Origin of the sequence: Fibrobacter sp. UWH4 (assembly GCF_900142475.1) — a bacterium.
GTDB lineage: Bacteria > Fibrobacterota > Fibrobacteria > Fibrobacterales > Fibrobacteraceae > Fibrobacter.
Genome location: NZ_FRAY01000019.1, coordinates 1 through 5,180 on the forward strand (window position 1 = coordinate 1; position 5,180 = coordinate 5,180).

General features: G+C 57.5%; 2 tRNA genes and 3 rRNA genes. All 5 read right to left on the reverse strand.

From position 1 onward, the window contains the following. Positions 1 to 2: 2 nt before the first annotated feature. Positions 3 to 117 (reverse strand): 5S ribosomal RNA (gene rrf, locus BUA93_RS15635). Between the two features lie 116 nt (positions 118 to 233). Continuing rightward, positions 234 to 3,137: ribosomal RNA gene (locus tag BUA93_RS15640) — 23S ribosomal RNA — on the reverse strand. Between the two features lie 179 nt (positions 3,138 to 3,316). Beyond that, positions 3,317 to 3,389 (reverse strand) — tRNA-Ala (locus tag BUA93_RS15645). Positions 3,390 to 3,397: 8 nt separating this feature from the next. Continuing rightward, positions 3,398 to 3,471: transfer RNA gene (locus BUA93_RS15650), tRNA-Ile, on the reverse strand. 94 nt (positions 3,472 to 3,565) lie between these two features. Further along, positions 3,566 to 5,081: ribosomal RNA gene (locus BUA93_RS15655) — 16S ribosomal RNA — on the reverse strand. Together the 16S, 23S and 5S rRNA genes with 2 tRNA genes alongside form the textbook arrangement of a ribosomal RNA operon. Positions 5,082 to 5,180: the final 99 nt, after the last annotated feature.

A 5,180-nucleotide genomic window follows, 5' to 3' on the forward strand; every position in this document is an offset into this window, starting at 1 on the left:
GAATCCAGCGGCGACCTACTCTCCCGGGCCCGTGGGCCAGGTACCATCGGCGATGAGGGGCTTGACTTCCGTGTTCGGAAAGGGAACGGGTATGACCCCCTCTCGGTAACCGCTGAAACAATCTTTACGGCGACAACGTCTTGTCGAAAAAGTCTTCCTTGAGCACAGCCTTGAAGCTGGGGTGGATCCGGGCTGCCCACGCGGCGAGCTGTCGAACCGGATCGTTGAAAAGAGGGAAAAAGCTCTACCGGGCTATTAGTACCGCTCGGCTCAACGTGTCGCCACGCTCACACCTGCGGCCTATCGACGTCGTAGTCTACGACGGCCCTACATGGGGTTGCCCCCGCGAGACCTGATCTTGGGAACGGCTTCACGCTTAGATGCCTTCAGCGTTTCTCCGATCCGTACACGGCTACCCGGCAATGCCGCTGGCGCGACAGCCGGTACACCGGAGGTACGTCCGTCCCGGTCCTCTCGTACTAAGGACAGCTTCCCTCAAGTCTCGAACGCCCACACCGGATAGGGACCGAACTGTCTCACGACGTTCTGAACCCAGCTCGCGTGCCGCTTTAATTGGCGAACAGCCAAACCCTTGGGACCTTCTCCAGCCCCAGGATGCGACGAGCCGACATCGAGGTGCCAAACCTCCCCGTCGCTATGAACGCTTGGGGGAGATCAGCCTGTTATCCCCAGAGTACCTTTTATCCATTGAGCAACGGCCTTTCCACGCTGTACCGCGGGATCACTAAGCCCTACTTTCGTACCTGCCCGGCGTGTCCGCCTCGCAGTCAAGCTCCCTTATGCCTTTATGCTCTTCGCGCGATTGCCGACCGCGCTGAGGGAACCGTTGGATGCCTCCGTTACCTTTTAGGAGGCGACCGCCCCAGTCAAACTGACCATCAGACACGGTCCCTGTCCCGGATGACGGGACGAGGTTAGATCTCAAAGCGCGCAAGGGTGGTATTTCAAGGGCGGCTCCGCGACGACTGGCGTCGCCGTTTCAAAGCCTCCCACCTATCCTACACATGCGGGCCCTAAAACCAATGTCAAAATACAGTGAAGGTTCATGGGGTCTTTCCGTCCAGGTGCGGGTTGCCGGCATCTTCACCGGCACTGCAATTTCGCCGAGTCCCGGGAGGAGACAGTGCAGAAGTCGTTACACGATTCGTGCAGGTCGGAACTTACCCGACAAGGAATTTCGCTACCTTAGGACCGTTATAGTTACGGCCGCCGTTTACCGGGGCTTCGATTCAGGGCTTCGCTTGCGCTGACCCCTCCTGTTAACCTTCCGGCACCGGGCACGTGTCAGACCATATACGTCCACTTGCGTGTTAGCATGGCCCTGTGTTTTTGGTAAACAGTCGCTTCTGCCGTTTCCCTGCGACCTCCAAAGGCTTCGTACTGTTCATACTGACCCTCGGAGGCTCCCCTTATCCCGAAGTTACGGGGTTGATTTGCCGAGTTCCTTCTCCCGAGTTGTCTCGAGCACCTTAGGCTATTCGCCTCGTCCACCTGTGTCGGTTTACGGTACGGGCCTCCATTCGCTCCCTTAGGGGTTTTTCCTGGCACGGGCCCACGCGACTCCCCTTCCGGCCGAAGCCTTCGTGGGGTCCGGAGCCTGGGGCGTGTACCGGGGGGATTTGCCTCCCCGGAGCCTTGCACTCCATCCGCGGCATCCGTCAGCCGCTACGCGCTGTCCCATGCGTCGCCCCGTCGGTGGTGACGCTTACTGGAGGGTTCCGGAATGTTGACCGGACTGTCATCGGCTACGCCTCTCGGCCTCGTCTTAGATCCCGACTGACCCCGGGGGGATTATCCTTGCCCGGGAACCCTTGGACTTACGGTGTGCGGGTTTTTCACCCGCATTTTCGCATACTCATGCCAGCATTCTCGTTTCCGGTACCTCCAGCGGGCATCGCCACCCGCCTTCCCAGGCCTGCGGAACGCTCTCCTACCACTCCGATTGCTCGGAGTCCACGACTTCGGTGACGTGCTTAGTCCCGATCATTTTCGGCGCGGGGTCGCTTGACCAGTGAGCTATTACGCTTTCTTTAAAGGGTAGCTGCTTCTAAGCTAACCTCCTGGCTGTCTGTGCAACCCCACATCCTTTTCCACTCGGCACGTACTTGGGGACGCTTAGTCGATGGTCCGGGTTGTTTCCCTTTCGTCCGCTGATCTTATCACCCGCGGGCTGTCTGCCATGCACCACGTTCACGGTATTCGGAGTTTGATAGGGTTTGGTAAGCGGGTGTGCCCCCTAGTCCTTCCAGTGCTCTACCCCCGTGAAGCTATTCATGACGCCATACCTAAATATGTTTCGGAGAGAACAAGCTATCGCCCAGTTTGATTGGTCTTTCGCTCCTACCCACAGCTCATCCGGACACGTTTCAATGTATATCGGTTGGGCCCTCCACGGAATGTTACTTCCGCTTCAGCCGGGCCATGGGTAGATCACTAAGGCTTCGTGTCTGCCGCGTACGACTGGTCGCCCAGTTGAGACTCGCTTTCGCTTCGGCTCCGCGCCTGAGGCGCTTAACCTCGCCGTACGCGAGCAACTCGCTGGCTCATTAAACAAAAGGCACGCCGTCAGGAGGATGAATCCTCCCTCCGACAGAATGTATGCACGCGGTTTCAGGCGCTCTTTCACTCCCCTCTCGGGGTGCTTTTCACCTTTCCCTCACGGTACTGTGCACTATCGGTCATCAGCTCGTATTTAGCCTTGGAGGGTGGTCCCCCCGTCTTCAGGCAGGATTTCACGTGTCCCGCCCTACTCCTCGACGGCCGACCGGTTCCTCTAACCTACAGGGCTGTCACCTGCTGTGGCGGGGCTTTCCATCCCGCTTCGGTTAGGTTTCCCGGTACGGAACCCGTCTGGGCTCCTCCCCTTTCGCTCACCACTACTCAGGGAATCTCGGTTGATTTCTTTTCCTCCGGGTACTGAGATGTTTCAGTTCCCCGGGTTAGCCTCCGCTCGACTATGTATTCATCGAGAGGATACGCAAATGCGTGGGTTTCCCCATTCGGAACCGCGGCAGTCAAAGGCCCTTTGCGCCTCGTGCCGCACTTTCGGGGCTTGGCCCGTCCTTCGTCGCCGGCTGATGCCAAGGCATCCCCCGCGTGCATTCCTTCGCTTAAATCCTGTTTCCAGCGATCTAGCTCGATCTTGTTCGCTGCATGAGCAGCTCGAATCCACCATTCGTTTCTTGGTGCTTCAAGTCACTCTGTGCTTGTTGCTTTTTCGTATGTTGTCGCCAAAGTTTTCAATCTGCGTTCCGTCGCTCGGACGGACTCTTCCTTGCGCCCGGGGGCGCTTTCCTGGAGCTAAGGAGACTCGAACTCCTAACATCCAGCTTGCAAAGCTGGCGCTCTACCAGTTGAGCTATAACCCCGAAAGGTATGGGCCTGAATGGACTTGAACCATTGACCCCCGCCTTATCAGAGCGGTGCTCTAACCAGCTGAGCTACAGACCCGGGCCCTAAAGGAACCGGAGATGTGCTTCATGTGACGGAATGTCTTGAACGTAAGTAACAGGTGGTAGGACGTCTCGTCCTAATTTTACTCCTTAAAGGAGGTAATCCAGCCGCACCTTCCGGTACGGCTACCTTGTTACGACTTAGCCCCAGTCAGAGGTCTCGCTTTAGGCGCTGGCCCCCCTTGCGGGTCGGCATCGCGACTTTGAGCGCTCCCTCCTTCCATGGCTTGACGGGCGGTGTGTACAAGGCCCGGGAACGTATTCACCGTGGTGTGCTGACCCACGATTACTAGCGATTCCAGCTTCACGGAGTCGAGTTGCAGACTCCGATCCGAACTGAGGACGGCTTTGAGGATTGGCTCCGCCTCGCGGCGTTGCGACCCATTGTACCGACCATTGTAGCACGTGTGTAGCCCAGGATGTAAGGGCCATGAGGACTTGACGTCATCCACACCTTCCTCCGGGTTGTCCCCGGCAGTCTCTCCAGAGGGCCCCCTCGCGGGTGGCAACTGGAAACGTGGGTTGCGCTCGTTGCGGGACTTAACCCAACATCTCACGACACGAGCTGACGACAGCCATGCAGCACCTGTGCGGAACGTGTATTGCTACAAACGGCGATCTCTCGCCGCGGCGTTCCCATGTCAAACCCTGGTAAGGTTCTGCGCGTTGCTTCGAATTAAACCACATGCTCCACCGCTTGTGCGGGCCCCCGTCAATTCCTTTGAGTTTCATACTTGCGTACGTACTCCCCAGGCGGCATACTTAACGCGTTGGCTTCGGTACCCGCGCCGGAGCGCGGACACCCAGTATGCATCGTTTACGGTGCGGACTACCAGGGTATCTAATCCTGTTTGCTACCCGCACTTTCGAGCATGAGCGTCGATAAGTCCCCAGCAAGCTGCCTTCGCCATCGGTGTTCTTCCTGATCTCTACGCATTCCACCGCTACACCAGGAATTCCGCTTGCCCCTGAACTATCCAAGAAACCCAGTTCGGACTGCAGGTCCGGGGTTGGGCCCCGGTATTGTACAATCCGCTTGAGCTTCCGCCTGCGCTCCCTTTACGCCCAGTGATTCCGAACAACGCTTGCACCCCTCGTATTACCGCGGCTGCTGGCACGAAGTTTGCCGGTGCTTCCTCTCGAGGTACATTCAACTGAGCCGAAACTCAGCCTTATTCCCTCACGACAGTGGTTTACACACCGAAATGCTTCTTCCCACACGTGGCGTTGCTGCATCAGGGTTTCCCCCATTGTGCAATATTCCCTACTGCTGCCTCCCGTAGGAGTCTGGGCCGTATCTCAGTCCCAATGTGGCCGATCACCCTCTCAGGCCGGCTACCGATCGTCGCCTTGGTGGGCCGTTGCCCCGCCAACTAGCTAATCGGACGCAAGCTCATCCCCTGCCGATAAATCTTTTGTCAACTCCCTATGCAGGGAGCCACCATATCCGGTATTACCCGCGCGTTGGCACGGCTATTCCCGGGCAGGGGGCAGATTGCTTACGCGTTACTCACCCGTTCGCCGCTATGCATTGCTGCACCGCTCGACTTGCATGTATAAGACACGCCACCAGCGTTCGTTCTGAGCCAGGATCAAACTCTTCATTAATATTTTAAAGTCTTGGTCCCGTTAATCACGTTCGTATCATTGACTTTCCAAGAATCCTCTTGGACCCGTCACTAAGCACATCTCCGATTCCTTCAATCT